Annotated in this window: 15 protein-coding genes; 10 read left to right on the plus strand and 5 right to left on the minus strand. The window is 69.0% G+C overall.

All coding sequences use genetic code 11. From position 1 onward, the window contains the following. Nucleotides 1-52 precede the first annotated feature (52 nt). Entirely contained in the window at nucleotides 53-484 is a 432-nt protein-coding gene (locus FHY02_RS09490) for a hypothetical protein (protein ID WP_183921685.1), read from the plus strand. Nucleotides 485-524: 40 nt separating this feature from the next. On the opposite strand, the gene FHY02_RS23425 is transcribed toward FHY02_RS09490, so the two are convergent. Beyond that, nucleotides 525-1,010 carry a DUF4879 domain-containing protein gene (locus tag FHY02_RS23425; RefSeq protein WP_183921686.1) on the minus strand — a complete coding sequence of 162 codons (486 nt, stop codon included), beginning with the start codon at nucleotides 1,008-1,010 and terminating at the stop codon, nucleotides 525-527. 221 nt (nucleotides 1,011-1,231) lie between these two features. After that, nucleotides 1,232-3,343, minus strand: a complete 2,112-nt coding sequence (locus FHY02_RS09500) for an ATP-binding protein (RefSeq protein WP_183921687.1) — start codon at nucleotides 3,341-3,343, stop codon at nucleotides 1,232-1,234. A 262-nt stretch (nucleotides 3,344-3,605) separates the two neighbouring features. On the opposite strand from FHY02_RS09500, the gene FHY02_RS09505 reads away from it, so the two are divergent. After that, nucleotides 3,606-5,003 (plus strand): DEAD/DEAH box helicase, encoded by a 1,398-nt coding sequence (locus tag FHY02_RS09505; protein WP_183921688.1) that lies wholly within the window; start codon nucleotides 3,606-3,608, stop codon nucleotides 5,001-5,003. Nucleotides 5,004-5,197: 194 nt separating this feature from the next. Here the strand turns inward: FHY02_RS09505 and ruvA are convergent, their stop codons facing one another. From ruvA to FHY02_RS09520, 3 genes are all read right to left on the minus strand, one after another. After that, nucleotides 5,198-5,794 (minus strand): Holliday junction branch migration protein RuvA, encoded by a 597-nt coding sequence (gene ruvA / locus FHY02_RS09510; RefSeq protein ID WP_183921689.1) that lies wholly within the window; start codon nucleotides 5,792-5,794, stop codon nucleotides 5,198-5,200. 229 nt (nucleotides 5,795-6,023) lie between these two features. Next, nucleotides 6,024-8,507 carry a TonB-dependent receptor gene (locus tag FHY02_RS09515; RefSeq protein WP_183921690.1) on the minus strand — a complete coding sequence of 828 codons (2,484 nt, stop codon included), beginning with the start codon at nucleotides 8,505-8,507 and terminating at the stop codon, nucleotides 6,024-6,026. Nucleotides 8,508-8,847: 340 nt separating this feature from the next. Then, nucleotides 8,848-9,840: an adenosine kinase gene (locus FHY02_RS09520; protein WP_183921691.1), complete on the minus strand. Its 993-nt coding sequence runs from the start codon at nucleotides 9,838-9,840 to the stop codon at nucleotides 8,848-8,850. An 89-nt stretch (nucleotides 9,841-9,929) separates the two neighbouring features. Between FHY02_RS09520 and FHY02_RS09525 the strand changes: the two genes are divergently transcribed. From FHY02_RS09525 to FHY02_RS09560, 8 genes are all read left to right on the plus strand, one after another. Further along, entirely contained in the window at nucleotides 9,930-10,598 is a 669-nt protein-coding gene (locus FHY02_RS09525) for an EI24 domain-containing protein (protein ID WP_183921692.1), read from the plus strand. Further along, nucleotides 10,595-10,975 carry a hypothetical protein gene (locus tag FHY02_RS09530; RefSeq protein WP_183921693.1) on the plus strand — a complete coding sequence of 127 codons (381 nt, stop codon included), beginning with the start codon at nucleotides 10,595-10,597 and terminating at the stop codon, nucleotides 10,973-10,975. Before FHY02_RS09525 ends, FHY02_RS09530 begins: the two co-directional genes overlap by 4 nt. A 280-nt stretch (nucleotides 10,976-11,255) precedes the next feature. Then, nucleotides 11,256-12,170: an ATP-binding cassette domain-containing protein gene (locus FHY02_RS09535; protein ID WP_183921694.1), complete on the plus strand. Its 915-nt coding sequence runs from the start codon at nucleotides 11,256-11,258 to the stop codon at nucleotides 12,168-12,170. Continuing rightward, the gene (locus FHY02_RS09540; protein WP_183921695.1) at nucleotides 12,167-13,408 is read left to right on the plus strand and encodes an ABC transporter permease; all 1,242 of its coding nucleotides are present in this window, start codon (nucleotides 12,167-12,169) and stop codon (nucleotides 13,406-13,408) included. Before FHY02_RS09535 ends, FHY02_RS09540 begins: the two co-directional genes overlap by 4 nt. Nucleotides 13,409-13,597: 189 nt before the next feature. Further along, nucleotides 13,598-16,894, plus strand: coding sequence for a carboxypeptidase regulatory-like domain-containing protein (locus FHY02_RS09545; protein ID WP_183921696.1), 3,297 nt, complete (start codon nucleotides 13,598-13,600; stop codon nucleotides 16,892-16,894). A 97-nt stretch (nucleotides 16,895-16,991) separates the two neighbouring features. Further along, complete coding sequence (locus tag FHY02_RS09550; RefSeq protein ID WP_183921697.1) at nucleotides 16,992-18,170, plus strand: sensor histidine kinase; 1,179 nt, start codon at nucleotides 16,992-16,994, stop codon at nucleotides 18,168-18,170. Next, complete coding sequence (locus FHY02_RS09555) at nucleotides 18,170-18,973, plus strand: LytTR family DNA-binding domain-containing protein (RefSeq protein ID WP_183921698.1); 804 nt, start codon at nucleotides 18,170-18,172, stop codon at nucleotides 18,971-18,973. The genes FHY02_RS09550 and FHY02_RS09555 overlap by 1 nt, the downstream gene beginning before the upstream one ends. Beyond that, on the plus strand, nucleotides 18,970-19,896 hold the full coding sequence (locus FHY02_RS09560) for a rhodanese-related sulfurtransferase (RefSeq protein ID WP_183921699.1): 927 nt from the start codon (nucleotides 18,970-18,972) through the stop codon (nucleotides 19,894-19,896). The genes FHY02_RS09555 and FHY02_RS09560 overlap by 4 nt, the downstream gene beginning before the upstream one ends. Nucleotides 19,897-20,071 lie beyond the last annotated feature (175 nt).

Genomic DNA, 20,071 nt, shown 5'->3' on the forward strand with positions numbered 1-20,071 from the left:
CGCTCGGCTCGACACGCTCCCCGACCGGCCCATGCGACAGCGGAGATCGTAGATGAGCACGCTGCTATCCGACCTCACCTTACTGATGTCGAGTATGACGGATGCCCGACCGACCAGGTTTTTACCACGGCCGAATTCCGCCCCGGTGCTACGAGCGAAAGACGATTGGATGACCAACGGTGCCAGCCAAGACGATGCTGTCCTCGACTTTCACCACATGCGCCCCAAGCAATTCGCTCGTGAGGCCATGAAAATGTTTAATCACGGCGATATAGATATCGACGAGTTATTCCAGATGGACTGGCATGCAGGTGGCTTATTCATGAACTCACCAGCATGGGACACAGTCGAAAACTCGCCACGCGACTTTATCAATGATTTTTCAAGTAATTTATTATTCTACCAGCAAACCGGCCGAACCAAGAATGCCGGTTTCATTTCGGGCGTTCTAGATACATCACGCAAGTATCAGCTGGCTTCTTGATGAATGTGCTGGCCGTAACCATGTTATGACCAGCATCATATTACTTGATGTAGATCTGCGTACTCACGCCACTATTACCAGTGCCGCCGGACGTCTCATAGTAGAATTTTCCGCCTCCGGCTTCCCCATCCAACTTCCAATATTCAATGTAGCCAATGACGGTTTGACCTGCGCTGCAGCTCTCAGGTGCCGTAGCAGTCCCGCCACAGATCGTGTCCTCTTGATAATTAGCTGAGGATGGAAGATATTTCCCCTTGTACGACGCTTTTCGCCATGAAGCATAAGCCATTTCGACAACGGCGACTCGGAAGAATTCACCCCCGTGGTTGTATGTCGTGCTCATACCTCCGGCGGGATACTCCCAGCCACCCCCGGCCGTCGTCGACGCCACGGCATAGACCGCTAACTCTGACACGTCCGGCGCGGCCTCTTGTGGGCGAAGCGGCCGCTCACGTGGCGTCGCATCCTGGTTCCACTGCCGAAGCTGAACGCGTTGGCCCGCCTGCGCGCTCGACGCAAGCGCCACGGCGCAGATCGCACTGATACATATTTTCTTCAAAGAGACACCTCATTATGAGGCGACCAATCCGTAAAGATTGCATCAACAATATAGGTGAATTAGTTAGCGCGATCCGTCATCGCAGCCGTTTATCTCTAAATCTTCCACTTTCCGATAACTTGCCGGCTATACCAACGGGCCGACCTTCAATTGCCAACCAAAGATACTGCTCCATTTACACATCCCGATCACCCCGCCAGAAGCGCGCGCACCTTTCCGGCCAACGCCTCCATCGCGAAGGGCTTAGTGAGCAGCCCCATATTGGGCGCGAGCTGGCCGCCGCCGATCACCGCATTCTCGGCATAGCCGGTGATGAACAGCACCTTCAGCGCGGGCATCAGCGCCAGCGCGGCATCGGCGACCTGGCGGCCGTTCATCTGCCCCGGCAGGCCGACGTCGGTCACCAGCAGGTCGGGCCGCGCGCCCGCGCCGAGCAGCCGCAGCGCCGCCGCGCCGTCGCCCGCCTCCAGCGTGGCATAGCCCAGCCCGGCGAGCACCTCGACCACCAGCATCCGGATCGTCGGCTCGTCGTCGACGACCAGCACCACCGGCGTGCCCTGCGCCGCCGGCACTTGGTCGAGCGGCAGCGCCGCCTCCTCCTCACCGCCGGCCGCGCCATAGTGCCGCGGCAGGTAGATGCAGACGGTCGTCCCCTGCCCGACCTCGCTGTAGATGCGCGCCTGCCCGCCCGACTGGCGCGCGAAGCCGTAGATCATCGACAGGCCCAGCCCCGTCCCCTCGCCGAGCGGCTTGGTGGTGTAGAAGGGATCGAAGGCGCGCGCCTGCACCTCCGGCGTCATGCCCGTGCCGGTATCGCTGACGCAGAGCGAGAGATACTGGCCGGGCGGCAGGTCGCGCTCGCGCGCCCCGCGCTCGTCGAGCCAGCGGTTGGCGGTCTCGATCGTGATACGGCCGCCCTCGGGCATCGCGTCACGCGCGTTGACGCACAGGTTGAGCAGCGCGTTCTCGAGCTGGTTGGGATCGACCAGCGCGTCCCACAGCCCCGCCGCGCCGACCACCTCCAGCGTGATCGCCGGCCCGACGGTGCGGCGGACCAGATCCTCCATGTCGCTGACCAGCCGGTTGACGTCGGTCGGGCGCGGGTCGAGCGTCTGCCGGCGCGAGAAGGCGAGCAGCCGGTGCGTCAGCGCCGCGGCGCGGCGCGTCGCGCCCTGCGCCGCGGTGACGTAGCGATCGAGCTCGGCGACGCGGCCCTGCGCCACGCGCACCTGGATCATCTCCAGCGCGCCCGAGATGCCGGTCAGCAGATTGTTGAAATCGTGCGCGAGGCCGCCGGTGAGCTGGCCCACCGCCTCCATCTTATGCGCCTGGCGCAGCTGCTCCTCGGCGCGCATCAGTTCGGTGGTGCGCGCCTCCACCTCCTGCTCGAGATGCGCGGTGAGATCGGCCAGCTCGCGCTCGGCGCGGCGGCGCTCGACCGCGTCGCGCGTCCGCTCGGCCACCTCGCGGACGAATCCCTGTTCCTCGTCGGTCCACCGACGCGGCTGGGCGTGGTTGAGGTACAGCAAAGCGACAAAGCCGCCCTGCTCGGTCACCGGCATGTTGATGAAGGACATGGCGGCGAGCTGGCGCAGGCCCTCGGCGGTGTCGCGCGTGCGCGGGTCGAGCCGCACGTCCTCGATCGCGACGGTGACGCCGCGCTTCAGGTCCTCGATGTACGAGCCATAGTCGCGGAAGTGCAGCACCGCGGGGAGCGGATCGATCCCCGGCGCGCAGAAGGCGCGCTCGGTGGTGATCGTCTCCGCCACCGCGTCGACGATGCCATAGCCGGCGCGGCTGACGTCGAGCGCGCGGCCCAGTACCTTGGCGGCGGCGAGCGCGAGGTCGCCGGCGTCGCCGGGCTCGCGCAGCCGGTCGCCCAGCTCCACCAGCGCGGCGAGGCGCAGCTCGGCCCGCTTGCGCTGGTCGATGTCGAAGCTGACGCCGGGGAAGTGGACCGCCGCGCCCGCGGCATCGCGGTCGACGCGCCCCTGCGCCGCGACCCAGCGCGTCCGCCCCTCCGCATCGACGAGGCGATACTCGGCCTCGAACGGCGCGCCGCTGGCGATGCTGTGGTCGATCGCCTCGCGCACGCGCGGCAGGTCGTCGGGATGGATGCCGCCGAAGAAGTCGGCGATCGGCGCGCCGTCGCGCGCCAGCTCGGGGGCGACGCCATATAGCGCGGCGAAGCCGACGTCGGAGGTGACGCGATCGGCGCGGATATCCCAGTCCCAGCGCCCGATGCTGGGCGCCTCGGCGGGCGCGCGTGGGCGCGGCGTCGATACGGGTGGTTGGGTCATGTCAGAGAGGCTGCTCGGGGAAGGTCACCCCCGTCCAAACACCATCCTGGGCCAGGGGTTCAACGCCGCGACCTTGACTTTTTGCTGCACCTGCGCCATCTGCGCCGCATCGAGACGTATGCAGCGTGATCGGGCCCTCGCGGGCTCAGGCTCCGTCTCGGTTGTTGTTTCAGGGCTTCCCAAGTCACGCGGGGCGTCATTCTCCCCCCGCCACCCGTGCGTCCTCGCGGCGCGCGGTGGGCCTGTTTCGCAGGATTTTCACATGTCATTCTCCCATCTCGGCCTGGCCGAGCCGCTCGTCCGCGCGCTCGAGGCCAAGGGCTATAGCGAGCCCACCCCGATCCAGCGCGACAGCATCCCGCTGCTGCTCGAGGGCAAGGACCTGCTCGGCATCGCGCAGACCGGCACCGGCAAGACCGCGGCCTTCGTGCTGCCGTCGATCCAGCGCCTGTCCGAGGCGAACAAGCGCGTGCTGCCGACGCACTGCCGCATGCTGGTGCTGGCGCCGACGCGCGAGCTGGCGAGCCAGATCGCCGAGTCGGCGCGCGGCTACGGCCAGTTCTCCAAGATGTCGGTGGCGACCGTGTTCGGCGGCACCAGCATCGCCAAGAACCGCAACGACGTCGCGCGCGGCGTCGATATCCTGGTCGCCACGCCGGGTCGCCTGATCGACGTGATCGAGCAGGGCTTCCTCAACCTGTCGATGCTCGAGATCCTCGTGCTCGACGAGGCCGACCAGATGCTCGACCTCGGCTTCATCCACGCGCTCAAGAAGATCGTGCGCATGCTGCCGCGCAAGCGCCAGTCGCTGTTTTTCTCGGCGACGATGCCGCCGTCGATCCGCCAGCTCGCCGACCAGTTCCTCACCGATCCGGCGACCGTCTCGGTGGTGCCTCAGTCGACCACCGCGGAGCGCGTCGACCAGTCGGTGATCTTCTGCAACCAGACCGAGAAGCAGGCGCTGCTCACCATCCTGCTGCGCGAGACCAAGATCGACCGGGCGCTGGTGTTCACGCGCACCAAGCACGGCGCCGATCGTGTCGTGAAGCTGCTCGCGGGCAACGGCATCGCCGCCAACGCGATCCACGGCAACAAGTCGCAGCCGCAGCGCGAGCGCGCGCTGGCGGCGTTCAAGGCGGGCGAGGTGCCGATCCTGGTCGCCACCGACATCGCCGCGCGCGGCATCGACGTCTCGGGGGTGAGCCATGTGTTCAACTTCGAGCTGCCCAACGTGCCCGAGCAATATGTCCACCGCATCGGCCGCACCGCGCGCGCCGGACGCAGCGGCGAGGCGATCGCCTTCTGCGCGGACGACGAGCGACCCTACCTCAAGGACATCGAGAAGCTGACTCGCCAGAAGGTGACGCAGCATGAGCTGCCCGAGGACTTCCTGCGCCGCGCCGAGCAGCTCAAGAGCGAGCGCGTCAAGGCGATCGGCGCCGATCCCGCGCCGCGCGAGGACCGTCCGCGCGGATCGCGTCCGCCGGCGCGTCCGCGGGCCACGCACGCGCCGCGCCCGACCGCGGGCTCGCCGCAGGGCCGCAACTACGCCAACGCGAGCGCCGGTCCGGCCGGCGGCAACGGCGGCGGCAATCGTCGCCGTCGCGGCGGTCGCGGCCGCGGTGCCGGCGGCGGTGCGGGAGCGCCTGCGGGGCGGTAAGAGCGACACTGACGTTCTGAGAGGTGACTCGGTCCTCCCCTGCAAGGGGAGGTGGCAGTGCGTCGCACTGACGGAGGGGTGTCGCCGGCGGTGAGTCCTCCCGACCTCGCCGGCCGGGTCACCCCTCCGTCAGGCCTGCGGCCTGCCACCTCTCCTTGCAGGGGAGGACCGACGTGCGCCGCGTCCCTGCTCGGCTACTTCGCCGCCTTGCGCAGCGCGAGCCGCACCAGCGCGTCGAGCCCGGCGCTCGCGCCCAGCTCCTCCTCCGCCGCGGCGACCGCGGCGCTCGCCTCGGCGGGGCGGAAGCCGAGGTTGAGCAGCGCCGACACCGCGTCAACGCTCGCCCCCGCGGGCACCACCTGCGCCGCCGCGGCCGGGCCAAGCGCGACGCCGCCGACCTTGTCCTTGAGCTCGCGCACGATCCGCTCGGCCAGCTTGGGGCCGACTCCGTTGGCGCGCGCCACCGTCGCCTTGTCCTGCGCCATCACCGCGCGGCTGAGGTCGTTGGGCTCGAGCGCGGAGAGGATCGCCAGCGCGACCCGCGCCCCCACCCCCTGCACGCCGGTGAGCAGCCGGAACCAGTCGCGCTCGGCCGCGCTGGCGAAGCCGACCAGCCGCAGAAAATCCTCGCCGACCAGCAGCTCGGTATGGACGAGGCAGGCCTCGCCCGCGGGCGGCAGCGCGGCGAGCGTGCGCGCCGAGGCGCCGACGAGATAGCCGACCCCCGCGACCTCGATCACCGCGTGGTCGATCCCGGTCGACGCGACCAGCCCCTTGAGATGCGCGATCATGCGCGCGGCGTTAGGCGATGCGGGGCCGGCCGTCGATGGGAATGGCGGTCCGAGGCTCCCTCTGTCGGCGCCAACGGTCTGATCGCACGCCGTGTGCTCCTATCACCGTCGTCCCGGACCTGGTCCGGGATCCACTCGTCCGCGAGAGTAACGCCTCCTAAGTATGCGGCACGGTGGATCCCGGAACGGGTCCGGGATGACGGAGCGAGAGAAACGGTTGCTCCTCCCCTCAGAACGCAGCAGTGATCGTGGCGAACACCTGGCGCGGCGCGACCGGGAAGAAATTGTACGTCCCGCTCGCGGCGCCGATGCTGATCGTGCTGGCGCCGCGCTGGTCGGTGAGATTGGTGACGTTGAGGCTCACCCCCAGCTTCTTCGCCAGCCCCTCGCCCGACAGCGGCATGTCGAAGCCGATCCGGCCGGAAAGCGTGAAATAGCCCTTCACGCTGAGGTCGTTGGTATAAGTGGCATAGCGCTTGCCGATATAGTCGCCGATCAGCTGCAACTCGACGCCGTCGGTGCGCAGCGTCGCCACCGTTTTGTTGAGCCACTCGGGCGAGCCCGGCACCTTCTTGCCCGCGGTCGGCACCACCGTTTGCGCGGCGCCGACGGTGTAATCGTCGTCGTAGCGCGAGTTGTTGTACGACAGGGCATTGTACAGCGAGACCGTGTCGCCGAAGCGCAGCGTGCCGGCGACGTCGACACCATCGGTGGTCACGCTGCCGACGTTGGCGAGGATGGTCGCGCCGCTCGCCACCGCGCTGATCGTCTGGGTCGGGCTGACGCCCAGCAGCCGGTTCGAGAAGTCGACGTGATAATAGCTGATCTGGCCCTCGAAGCCCGTGACCGGGCCGAGATCGAGCGCGCGGCGGGTGCGCACGCCGCCCTCGTAGGTCCAGCTCGTCTCGGGCTTGGTCTGGTCCTTGAACGCCTCGAACAGTGTCTGGCTGCCCAGCGCGAAGGGCGACAGGCCCGCCGCCGCGCTCGTCTGGAACTGGCGGATGTTCTTCTGCGCGTTGACGAACACCTGCTCGCTCGCGGTGACGTCCCAGAGCACGCCCGCCTGGGGCAGGAACCACTCGTCGGTGTTGAGCCGGCCGACCGGCAGCTCGCGCGAGCCGGTGAACGAGCCCGGGATCGGCTGCACCGGCACCGCCTGGCGCGCCTTCTGGAAGGTGCTCTTGAAGCCCGCCTGCACCAGCAGCGTCGGCACGACCTGCCAGGCGTCCTGGATATGCGTCTGGATTTCCTCGACGCGCACCTCGCTGCCGTACTGCGTGATCAGCGGGTCGGCGTAGCTGTTGGGGCGGCGGTAGACCGAGCTGGGGTCGTTGATGTCGAAGGCGTACCAGCGGCGATAGCTCGACGAGCTCTGCCGCTCGTACCAGCCGCCCAGCTCGATCTGGTGGTTGCCGAGCTCGACCTTGAGCGTCGACAGGCCGCCGTAGCGATCGATGCGATATTCGGTGGTGCGCGTCGCCAGCCCGGAGTTGCCGAAGATCGTCGACAGCCGCGCGAGGTTGGTCGGCGAGGTCGGGCTGCTCCCGGCGGCGCCCGGGTAATAATAAGAGAACAGCAGCGGCAGGCCGGCGGCGGTGATCGGGCCGGCGATGATGCCGACGCCGTCATTGTGGTGGAAGTACACCTGGTTCGACCAGGTCACCCGGTCGGTGGCGCGCCAGTCGTATTTGGCGTAGCCGAGATAGTCGGTGCGCAGCGCGCCGCCGTAATAGTTGCTGTAGTTGCTGCCCGCGGCGGCATAGCTGGGCGCGCCGTTATAGGCATATTGATTGTTGAAATATTTTAGCGTGTTGGCCAGGTCCGAGTAGAGGAACGGCCGGATATAGGGCTGGAACGCCTGGTTGGCCGCGACGACGGTGGCATCCTCGTTGGGCTCGGTCTTGTCCGAATAGGCGAAGTAGGCGGTCAGCTTGCCACGGCTGTCGTCGTGAACCAGCTTGGCATTGCCCTGCCAGCCGTTCTGATAGCCGTTGAAGTCCCACGCCCGCGCGCGCTGGCGCACGCCCGAGACATAGAGCCGCGTGTTCTGCCCGATGTCGCCGCTGTCGAGGCGCAGATAGGAGCGCGTCGCCTGGTAGCTGCCGACGGTCTGCGCCGCGGTGAGGCCGAAGTCCGCGCGCGGGTCGCTCGAGAAGGTGTCGATCGTGCCGCCGAGGTTGCTGGTCGAGGCGGTGCCGAGGTCGCCCGCGCCCGAGGCCAACGTGACGCGGCCGACATTCTCCGAGATGATCGCGCGCTGTGGGCTCAGCCCGTTGTAATTGCCGTATTGCTGGTCGCCGAGCGGGACGCCGTCGAGCGTGTAGCCGAGCTGCTGCGCGTTGAAGCCATGGATGAAGAGCGAGATGTTCTGCTCGTTGTTGCCCCACGGGTCGGCGGTCAGATAGGTCACGCCGGGCAGCGTCTGGAGCGCCTTGAGCGGGCTGATGCCGGGCAGAATCTTCTGGATTTCGACGTTGCCGATCTGCGTGACCGATCGGGTCACCGCGCCGGTGACGACGACATCGGTCGCGGCGGTATCATCGGTCGTCGCCGGGTCGGCGCCCGCGCCGGAAGCCGGGTCCGCGAGCGCAGCGGCGGCGGCAGCGGGCGCGGCGCCCGTGCCGTCGCGCACGATCTGCGAGTCCTGCGCCGCGGCGGGCACCGCCGGGAAAGCGAGCGCGGCCGCGCTCGCGAGCAGCATCGTACGGTTCATGTGATCGTTCCCCAGCGGGCGCTGATCCGCCCGTCTGCGGTGCGCTGTGCGAGCGTCATCTTGCGGCGCGATGACGTTACTGGGTCAGTTCAATGACATGCGGTGGGAGGTGGGTGGAGAGATGAGTCTCACGCTGCGTCTCACCGACCGCGTTTGCTCGATCGCGCCACAGCGGCTGGCTACCCACGTCCGTCAAACCGGACTCGGTCCGGGATCCACCGTGCCGCTCATCCTGCAGGCGTTGCCCTTGCGGAGAAGTGGATCCCGGAACAAGTCCGGGACGACGGAAGAAGGTAGGGAGGGCCGACGTAGGCCGCGGCCCCCTCGCTTCTCGCCCCCTTCACACCGCCGCGGTGATCGCCTTCAGGTCGACGATCGGGCGCGCGCCGAAATGCTGGATCACCTCGGCGGCGCAGATCGCACCCAGCGTCAGCGATGCCTCCAGCGACTTGCCGCGCGCCTGGCCGAACAGGAAGCCCGCCGCGAACAGGTCGCCCGCGCCGGTGGTGTCGACCACCTTGTCGATCGGCTGCGCCGGCACCGTGACGCGCTCGTCGCCCGCGATCGCGGTGGCGCCGCGCTCGCTCAGCGTGACCACCACCAGCGGCACCTTGTCCTTCACCGCCGCGATCGCCGCCTCAACGTCGCCCGTCTCGGTCAGCGACATGATCTCCGCCTCGTTGGCGAACAGCAGGTCGATCAACCCGGCGTCGATCAGTGCGTGGAAGGCGGCGCGGTGGCGGTCGATGACGAACTCGGCGGAGAGCGTGAAGGCCACCTTGCGCCCCGCCGCGCGCGCGACGTCGATCGCGGCGCGCATCGCCGCGCGCGGCTCCTCCGGATCCCACAGATAGCCCTCGAGATAGAGGTAGCGCGCGTCCGCGATCAGCGCGCGGTCCAGCGCCGCCTCGGGCAGATAGTGCGAGGCGCCGAGGAAGGTGTTCATCGTGCGCTGCCCGTCGGGCGTGACGAAGATCAGGCAGCGGCCGGTGGTCGGCGCGCCGGCGCGCGCGGGCGTGTCGAAGCGGATACCCGCGGCGCGGATGTCGTGCGCGAAGACGTCGCCGAGCTGGTCGTCGGCGACCTGGCCGATGAAGGCGCAGGACGCGCCCAGTGCCGCCATGCCCGCGATCGTGTTCGCCGCCGACCCGCCCGACACCTCCTGCCCCGGCCCCATCTTGGCGTAGAGCGTGTCGGCTTCCTCGGGCGAGAAGACCAGCGCCATCGCCCCCTTGGTCATGCCGTTCTCGGCGACGAAGGCGTCGCTCGCGGGCGAGAGGATGTCGACGATGGCGTTGCCGATCGCGACGACGTCGTAACGGGGTTCGGTCAAGGGAATGGTCCTGCTGTCCGGGAAAGCGCCCGCCTATCCGGCGCCCGCGGCTTGCGCAACCGCGGCGCAGGGCGCATCGCTGCGCCACGATGCTGCGCGCGCTGCTGCTCTCGATCGGTCAGCTCGGCGACCCGCCGGTGCTGCGCGTGTTGGCGCAGTCGCTGGCGGTGACGCTCGCGCTGTTCGCGGCGCTGGCGCTCGGCCTGTGGTGGCTGGTCGACGCCGCGCTGGCCGGCTGGGCCTATCACGGCGCGATGGCGGGGCTGGCCGCGGTGATGGCGACCGCGCTGGCCTTCTGGCTGCTGTTCCGCGCGATCGCGATCCTGGTGGTCGGACTGTTCGCCGACAACATCGTCGCGGCGGTCGAGCGGCGCCACTATCCCGCGGCGGCGGCGAGCGCGCGCGAGGTGCCGCTGGCGCGCGGGCTGGCGATGGGGCTCGGCTCGGCGACGCGCTTCGTGCTGGTCAACCTGCTGCTGCTGCCGGTCTATCTCGCGCTGCTCGTCACCGGGGTCGGCACCGCGGCGCTGTTCTTCCTGGTCAACGCGTGGCTGCTCGGGCGCGACCTCGGCGACATGGTGGCGGCGCGCCACCTGCCGCGCGCGGCGATGCGAGACTGGCGCGCGGCGACCGGCGGGCGCCGCTTCGTGCTGGGGCTTGCCGGCACCGCGCTGTTCGTGGTTCCGCTGCTCAACGTCCTCGCCCCCGTGCTCAGCGCGGCGATGGCGACGCATTTGTACCACGGAGCCCGTCGATGATCCCGTCCCGCCGTGTCGCCGCGCTGCTCCCCGCGCTCGCGATCGCGGGCTGTACCGCCACCGCGCCCACCACCGCGCCGCGGCCGCAGCCGGTCGCGGCGGCGCTGCCCAGCCTGGGGCTGGAAAGCGTGATCGGGCAGAACGCCGCCGCGCTGGTGCGCAGCTTCGGCCCGCCCGACGCCGACGTGCGCGAGGGCACCGCGCGCAAGCTGCAATTCTCCAGCGCGATCTGCATCCTCGACGCTTATCTCTATCCCCCCAGCACGGGCAGCGGCGAGGCCAAGGTGACCTGGGTCGACTCGCGCCAGCGCGACGGCCGCTCGATCGATCGGGCCAGCTGCGTCGCGGCGCTGGCGCGGCGGGAGGGAGGGAAGTAGCGGCGGTCAAGCGTCAGCGAGGCAGGCGATAGAGACGCTCTACCCGCCGTCGTCGCTCGCGCAGATCCTCCCCGGCACGGGGAGGGGGACCATGCGAAGCATGGTGGAGGGGGGCTTCCACAAGCGCTGCACTGTGGGGAGAACCCCCTCCACCACCGGCTTTGCCGGCGGTCCCCCTCCCCGCCGAGCGGGGAGGATCTGCGCGGGAGCAACCCCTCCCTTCCGCGCTGGCCCTGGCGCGCGCGCTCGCCTAGGCTCGGCCGCGACAAGGGGGCGTCGGGTGGCGGATAACGGGATCGCGGTCAGCGCCGAGGCGCTGGTGAAACGCTACGGCGAGCGGCGCGTGGTGGACGGCGTCGATCTCGTGGTACCTGAAGGCGCGATCTACGGCGTGCTCGGCCCCAACGGTGCGGGCAAGACCACGACGTTGCGCATGCTGCTCGGCATCATCGAGCCCGACTCGGGCAAGCGCCGCCTGCTCGGCAGCGACGCCCCGCGCGACGTCGGCGACCGCGTCGGCTATCTGCCCGAGGAGCGCGGGCTGTACCCCTCGATGACCGCGCGCGAGGCGATCGCCTTCATGGGCGCGCTGCGCGGGCTGGAGTGGCGCACCGGCCGCGCGCGCGCCGCCGAGCTGCTCGAGGCGGCCGGGCTGGGCCACGCGATCGACGGCAAGATCCGCAAGCTCTCCAAGGGCATGGCGCAGCTGGTCCAGCTGCTCGGCGCGGTCGTCCACCGCCCAGACCTGCTCGTGCTCGACGAGCCGTTCTCCGGGCTCGACCCGGTCAACCAGGAGCGGCTGGAGGCGCTGATCCGTGCCGAGCAGGCGCGCGGCGCCACCATCCTCTTCTCCACCCACGTCATGCAGCACGCGCAGCGGCTGTGCGACCGGCTCGCGATCATCGCGCGCGGGCAGCGCCGCTTCGAGGGCACCGTCGACGAGGCGCGCGCGCTGCTGCCGCAGCACGTCCATTACGTGCCGCACCGCGCCGACCCGGCGATCGCCGCGCTGCTCCCGGCCGACGCGCGTAGCGACGGCGAGGGCTGGCGCTTCCAGCTCCCGCCCGACGGGATCGAGGCGGTGCTCACCCGGCTGATCGCGGCCGGTCACGGCATCGCCGGCCTGTCGATCGAGCGACCGGGGCTGCACGAGGCCTTCGTGCGAGTCGTCGGCGAGCAGGAGGCGCGCGCGTGACCCAGCTTCGCCGCCATCTCCGCCAGACGCTGACGATCGCGCGCCGCGATTTCGTCGCTACCGTGTTCACCCCGATCTTCCTGCTGTTCCTGTTCGCGCCGCTGATCATGGCGTCGTTCGGCGCGGTCGGCGGCATGGGCGCGGCGAGCGCGTCGGACAGTTCGGCCGCGCGCACCCGACTGGTGGTGCTGCTGCCCGCCGCGACGGCGCGGCGCGTGCTCGACGCCGACGCGCGCTGGCGACCGCTGCTCGCCGGCGACTCGCGCCAGCCGCAGGTCGAGGCGCGCGCTCCCGCCCCCGATCCGGCGCGTCAGGCCGCCGCGGCGCTCGCCGCGGGCGCGCACGGCCACGATACGGTCGACGTCGCCGCGGTGCTCTACGGCCCGCTCGATCGCCCGGCGGTGCTCTACGCCGCGGGCAGCCGCGGCGGCGCGCGCTACCTCGCCGGCCTCGCGCGCGATGCCGCGCTGGCCGAGCGCGCCGGCACCGCGCCCGCGGCGGCGACGCTCACCGCGGTGCAGACCAGCGCGCCGTCGCAGGGCGTGCGCAAGGCGACGGGCTTCTTCGCGGTGTTCGGGATCTTCTTCCTCACGCTGTTCCTGTCCGGCCAGGTCGCCGGCACGATGGCGGAGGAGCGCAACAACAAGGTGATCGAGGTGCTCGCCGCCGCGGTGCCGCTGGAGAGCGTGTTCCTGGGCAAGCTGGTCGGCATGTTCGGCGTGGCGGTACTGTTCGTCACCTTCTGGGGCGTGGTGATCAGCCAGCTCGGCGCGCTGCTGCCCGGCGACATCGGCGATTCGCTGCGCACGCTCGCGCCCGCGGTGGGCGGCGGCTGGTTCGCGCTGCTGTTCGGCGGCTATTTCACCATGGCCTATCTGCTGCTCGGCTCGGTCTTCCTCGGCGTCGGCGCGCAGGCGGCGACGATGCGCGAGATCCAGATGCTGTCGCTGCCGATCACGATCATCCAGGTGGCGATGTTCGCGCTCTCCTCGGCGGCGGTCTCGCATCCGGGCAGCTGGGTGGCGATGCTCGCCGAGCTGTTCCCGCTGTCCTCGCCGTTCGCGATGGCCGGCCGCGCGGCGAGCGACTCGGCACTGTGGCCGCATGCCGCCGCACTGGCGTGGCAGGCCTTGTGGGTAGCGATCTTCATCACCGTGGGCGCGCGGCTGTTCCGTCGCGGCGTGCTCCAGTCGGGCAGCCCGACGCCGGCGTGGAAGCGGCTGTTCAACCGCCGCTGAGTGGGTGGATCGACACCGTATACGGCATCTTCGCTGTCGCATTTATGCAACGCTCGGCGACAGTGTTGCAGCGCAGGACGAAAGCACTTTCCGCTGTCATGTAAGAGACATAATCGGAGGTCATCGGCGCGCCCAACGACGACGAATTCCGTCGCGCACCAGGCCATGCGCCATAGGGGACATCATCCGATGCGAAACAACCTTCTCGTAGGCGCGGCGCTGGTCGCACTCGTCGCGCCCGCCGCTGCCATGGCGCAGGAAACCACCTCGACGATCCGCGGCACCGTGACGGGCGACGGCGCCCCGGTGGCCGGCGCGACGGTCGAGGTCGTCAACGTCCCCTCGGGCACGCGCTCGACCACCACCACCGACTCGAAGGGCGGCTTCAACGCCACCGGCCTGCGCCCGGGCGGCCCCTATTCGATCACGGTCCGTGCCACCGGCTATGCCGACACCACCGTCACCGACGTGACCACGATCGTCGCGCAGACCTTCGACCTGCCGATCGAGCTGACCGCCGAGGGCACCGACATCGTCGTCACCGCGGCCTCGATCCCGAGCGCGCGCACCGTCAGCCAGGGCCCGGCGACCGTCCTCAACGCGGAGAAGATCGGCACCATCGCCTCGGTCAACCGCGACATCCGCGACCTGATGCGCCGCGACCCGCTCGCCCGCCTCGACGACACGCCCAGCGGCGGCCGTGCGGTCAGCTTCGCCGGCCAGAACGCGCGCTTCAACCGCTTCACCGTCGACGGCGTGCCGATCACCGACAATTTCGGGCTCAACCCGGACGGTCTGCCGAGCCGCCGCTCGCCGATCCCGCTCGACGCGATCGGCCAGTTCCAGACCAAGGTCGCCCCGTATGACGTGCGCGAGGGCAACTTCCAGGGCGGCGTCGTCAACGTCATCCTCAAGTCCGGCACCAACGAGTTCCACGGCACCGGCTTCTACTCCTATTCGGCGGACGAGCTGAGCGGCACCAAGACCAAGGCGGGCCCGGGCGTGCCCACCGGCGAGGTGATCCTGCCCAACTACAAGTATGAGAATTACGGCGCCGAGCTCTCCGGCCCGATCATCAAGGACCGGTTGTTCTTCATGGTCGCGGGCGAGCGCCTGCGCGCGCCGCGCCCGATCGCCGAGGGTCCCAGCGACGCCAACGCCGGCACCACCATCCCCAACCTGTCACTCGCCGACATCAACAACGTCTCGGCGATCGCGCAGTCGCGCTACGGCTATGACACCGGCGGCGTCGTCAGCAGCAACCAGGACAAGGACGACCGCCTCGTCGCGCGGATCGACGCCAATCTGTCGGACACGCAGCGACTGGCGCTGACCTACAGCTACGCCGAGGACTCGATCGTCCTCACCAACAACACCAGCGCCAATCCCAGCTCGCCCAGCCTCGGACTCGCGTCCAACGCCTATCTTCAGGGCAACAAGCTGCACACCGGCGTGATCCAGCTGAACTCGGACTGGTCGGACAGCTTCTCCACGGAGGCGCGCGGCTTCTACAAGAAGTACACGCGCATCCAGGACCCGCTGCAGGGCCGCGGCTTCGCCGAGATGCGCGTCTGCACCGCACCGACGTCGGACCGCGCCAACCCCGGCGCCGCGGGCGCCGGCGCCTCGCTCAACTGCGCGCCGGGCTATGCCACGGTCTCGTTCGGTCCGGACGTGTCGCGCCAGTTCAACGCGCTTAGCACCGAGACTTGGGGCGGTACGCTCCAGGCCCGCGTGACCCGCGAGGGCCATGACCTGCGGATCTTCACCGACATCCAGCACGTCGACGTGTTCAACGCTTTCCTCAGCTCGTCTAGCCCGCGCGCCGGCACCACCGGCTCCTATTATTTCGACTCGCTGGCCGACTTCCAGGCGGGCAACGCGCAGCGCTTCGGCTACACCAACGCGGTGCCGTCGCTCGATCCGAACAACGCCGCGGCGCAGTTCAACTATTGGCAATATGCCTTCGGCGTGCAGGACGTCTGGAGCATCACCCCGACGCTGAACTTCGCCTACGGCATGCGCTACGACCTGTACGGCAGCCACAGCCGCCCGCCGCTGAACGCCACCTTCACCCAGCGCTACGGCTTCACCAACCAGGCGTTCCTGTCCGGCCGCGGGCTGTTCCAGCCGCGCTTCGGGTTCGACTGGAAGCCGGTGCGTGAGATCAGCCTGCGCGGCGGCATCGGCATCTTCGGCGGGGGCGCGCCCGACGTCTACACGTCGAACAGCTTCTCCAACACGGGTATCGCGTCCAACGTGATCGACGTGCGCCAGATCAACAACGGCACGTACGAGGGTACCGGCCTGCCGTCGCAGGCGGTCGGCCAGGCGATCCTGAGCAACGTCAACGGCGGGACGATCCCGACCGCCGCGAACACCTATCTGGCCGGCGGCGTCTCGGCGGCGGCGACCAACGCGGTGGCGCCGAACTTCCGCCTGCCGTCGCAGTGGCGCGGCACGCTGTCGCTCGACTACACGCCGCAGTTCCTCGGCGGTGGCTGGACCTTCGGCGGCGACTTCTTCTGGTCGGACGTGCGCGACCAGGTGTTCTGGACCGACATCCGCTCGGTCCCGACCGCGGCGCGCACCCCCGACGGTCGCGTCCGCTACACCTCGCTGACCACGCCGACGGACACGTTCAACGACATCCTGCTGACCAACACCGGGCGCGGCCGCAGCTACGTCGGCGTCGCGCGGATCAACAAGCAGTTCGACTTCGGTCTCTACCTGGGTGCGAGCTACACTTACCAGAACATCAAGGATCGCACCCCGGCGACTTCGTCGACCGCCGGCTCGAACTATGCCAACGGCGCCTTCCTCGACGCCAATGGCGCGGCCTATGGCACGTCGAACGACGAGGTCCGGCACAACTTCAAATATGACGTGACGTTCGATCACGCCTTCGTCGGCGACTACAAGACGCGCCTGTCGCTGTTCGGCGAGACCCGCATCGGTCGCCCGTACAGCTACACGATGCAGGACACGTCGAGCGGGCGCAGCGCGATCTTCGGCACCACCGGTTCGAACTCGCGCTACCTGATGTACGTGCCGACCGGGATCGACGATCCCCTCGTCACTTATGACAACCCGACCACGGCGGCGACGCTCAACCAGTTCTTCGAGGACTCGGGGCTGGCCAAGTACCGCGGCAAGATCGCACCGCGCAACGCGTTCAACTCCAAGTGGTTCACCCGGATCGACCTGCACGTCGGCCAGGAGATCCCGACCTTCGTGGGCAACTCGCGCTTCGAGGTGTTCGCGGATATCGAGAATTTCACCAACCTGCTCAACAAGAACTGGGGGCAGATCCGCGAGTATCAGTTCCCCTATACCGCGGTGGCGGCGCGGGTGAGCTGCGTGACGGTGGGCAGCAACACCTGCGCCCAGTACCGCTACGCACTGCCCAACGCGACGCCGAGCGACACGATCTACGCGTCGCAGTCGCTCTACACGATCCGCGTCGGCGCCCGCTTCACCTTCTAAGCTCGCCGCCCGTTTGACCCGACCAGGCCGCCGTCCCAGCCCGGGGCGGCGGCCTTCCTTTTGCGCCAAGCGGTTCGCCGGTGTAGAGGGGGACGCGATGGCGACCTCCGCGACCCATGCGCCCCCCGCGCCTACCGCTTCCGCCCCGCCCCCGACCAGCGCAGCCGCGCCGGTGCGCCAGCTGCCCGCGCGCCAGCTGTTCGTGCGCCCCTTCTTCGAGGACAAGGCCGCCGCCTTCTGGAAGCTCCAGGCGGCGGGCTGGACCGGCTACATGCTGCTGCGCTCGGTCTCGTCGCTGTCGGTCAGCTTCACGCTCAAGTCGATCGTGCCGGTGATCATCGAGTCGATCGTGGGCTACTGCATCACGCTGCTGCTCTCGACGCTGTACGGCTTCTACCGCCGGCTGCCGCGCGTGACGGGCATCATGCTGTCGATCTTCACGCTGTCGGCCGCGACCTTCCTCTACGCCACGCTCGACGCTTTCTCGTTCAGCCTGATCAAGCTCGCCGCGCCGGGCATCGACCTGTCGGTGCTGCTCGCCACGCTGTTCCTCAACTTCACCGTGCTGGCGGGCTGGTCGGCGCTGTATTTCGGCATCAACTTCTACCTGATCGTCGAGGACCAGATCGATCAGATGGAGCATCTCGAGAACCAGGCCTCGAGCGCGCAGCTGGCGATGCTGCGCTACCAGCTAAACCCGCACTTCCTGTTCAACACGCTCAACTCGATCTCGACGCTGGTGCTGCTCAAGCAGACCGAGCGCGCCAACGCGATGCTGTCGCGGCTCGCCTCGTTCCTGCGCTACACGCTCGCCAACGAGCCGACCGCGCACGTCACCGTCGCGCAGGAGGTGGAGACGTTGAAGCTGTACCTCGAGATCGAGAAGATGCGCTTCGAGGAGCGGCTGCGCCCCAAGTTCGAGGTCGACGCGGCGGTCGAGAAGGCGCGACTGCCGTCGCTGCTGCTCCAGCCGCTGGTCGAGAATGCGATCAAATATGCCGTCACGCCGCAGGAGGATGGCGCCGAGATCTGCGTCACCGCGCGGCTCGTCGGCGACAGGGTGCTGCTCGGCGTATCCGACACCGGTCCGGGCTTGATGCCGACCAAATCGCGGCCAAGCCTTTCCACCGGCGTCGGCATCGCCAATATCAGGGAACGGCTGGCACAGGCTTACGGGCCTGACCACCGCTTCGATGTGCGGGCCATGCCGACGGGCGGGTTCGGGGTCGAGATCGAGATCCCGTACCAGCGCGACGTACCGAATAGAGAGGTGTGATGACCATTCGTACCATCCTCGTCGACGACGAGCCGCTCGCGATCCAGGGGCTCGAGCTCCGCCTCGCGGCGCACGACGACGTCGAGATCATCGCCAAGTGCCAGAACGGGCGCGAGGCGATCAGCGCGATCAAGACCCACAAGCCCGACCTCGTCTTCCTCGACATCCAGATGCCGGGCTTCGACGGTTTCTCGGTCGTGCAGGGACTGATGGACGTCGAGCCGCCGCTCTTCGTGTTCGTCACCGCCTATTCCGATCACGCGATCCGCGCCTTCGAGGCGCAGGCGACCGATTATCTGATGAAGCCGGTGGAGGAGGCGCGGCTGGCCGACACGCTCGACCGCGTCCGCCAGCGCCTGTCCGAGCGGCAGAGCGTCGGCGAGGCGGAGAAGCTAAAGGAGGTGCTCGCCGAGCATGCGCCGCAGGCGGCCGCTGAGATGGGCGACGGCGGCGGCGACGCGGTCAACGCCAGCCGTTTCGAGAAGATGATCAACATCAAGGATCGCGGCCAGATCTTCCGCGTCGACGTCGACACGATCGAACGGATCGACGCCGCGGGCGATTACATGTGCATCTACACCGGCGACAACACGCTGATCCTGCGCGAGACGATGAAGGATCTCGAGAAAAGGCTCGACCCGCGCCGGTTCCAGCGCATCCACCGCTCGACGATCGTCAACCTCGACCTCGTCAAGCAGGTCAAGCCGCACACCAACGGCGAGTGTTTCCTGGTGCTCGACTCGGGCGCGAGCGTGAAGGTGAGCCGCAGCTACCGCGACGTGGTGGCGCGCTTCGTCCATTGAGCGACGCGCCCGTCCGCGTCGACGCGCTCTACCGCTTCGCGCGGCTCGACGACCCGCACGCGCTGCGCGGACCGCTGCTGGAGATCGCGCGCGCGGGCGGCGTGCGCGGCACGCTGCTGCTCGCGAGCGAGGGGGTGAACGGCACCGTCGCGGGCACGCCCGCGGCGCTCGACCGGCTGCTCGCGCCGATCCGCGCGCTGCCGGGTGGCGCGCTGTCGCTCAAGCACAGCTGGGCGGACGCCTCGCCATTCCACCGGCTCAAGGTGAAGGTGAAGCGCGAGATCGTCACGATGGGCGAGCCGGTCGACCCGCTCACCGAGTCGGGCCACTATGTCGCGCCGGCCGATTGGAACGCGCTGATCGACGATCCCGCCACGCTCGTGATCGATACGCGCAACGCCTATGAGGTGCGAGTCGGCAGCTTCGCCGGCGCGGTCGACCCGGGCACCGCGAGCTTCGCCGACTTTCCCGCCTGGTTCCGTTCCAACCGCGACACGTTGCTGGCAGGCAAGACGCGCGTGGCGATGTTCTGCACCGGCGGCATCCGCTGCGAGAAGTCGACCGCGCTGCTCAGGCGCGAGGGCATCGAGCAGGTCCACCATCTCGACGGCGGCATCCTGCGCTATCTCGAAGAAGTGCCCGCGGCGGAGAGCCGCTGGTCGGGCGAATGCTTCGTGTTCGACCAGCGCGTCGCGGTCGGTCACGGCCTCACGCCGGGGACGCACCTGCTGTGCCACGCCTGCCGTATGCCGGTGAGCCCGGGCGACCGCGCCTCGCCGCTGTATGTCGAGGGGGTGAGCTGTCCCGCCTGCCACGACTCGCGCGGCGACGCGCAGCGCGCCGGCTACGCCGAGCGCCACCGCCAGCAGCGGCTCGCCGAGGCGCGCGGCGAGGCGCATGTCGGACGTCAGTTCGAGGGGTAAGCGGTGTTCCTGCTCATGCAGGAACCCGGGGTTACTCAGCGACGGGCCCGCGCCCCCGAGGCTCCTGCGTGCGCAGGAGCACGGTACCCGCTCCGCTCCGCCCCGTTAGGGCGTCCCCCCTCTTCCGTCATCCCGGCCTTCGCCGGGATGACGGAAGACGGGGGAGGTGCCCATC

The sequence above is a fragment of the Sphingomonas sp. BK069 genome (assembly GCF_014193405.1).
GTDB lineage: Bacteria > Pseudomonadota > Alphaproteobacteria > Sphingomonadales > Sphingomonadaceae > Sphingomonas.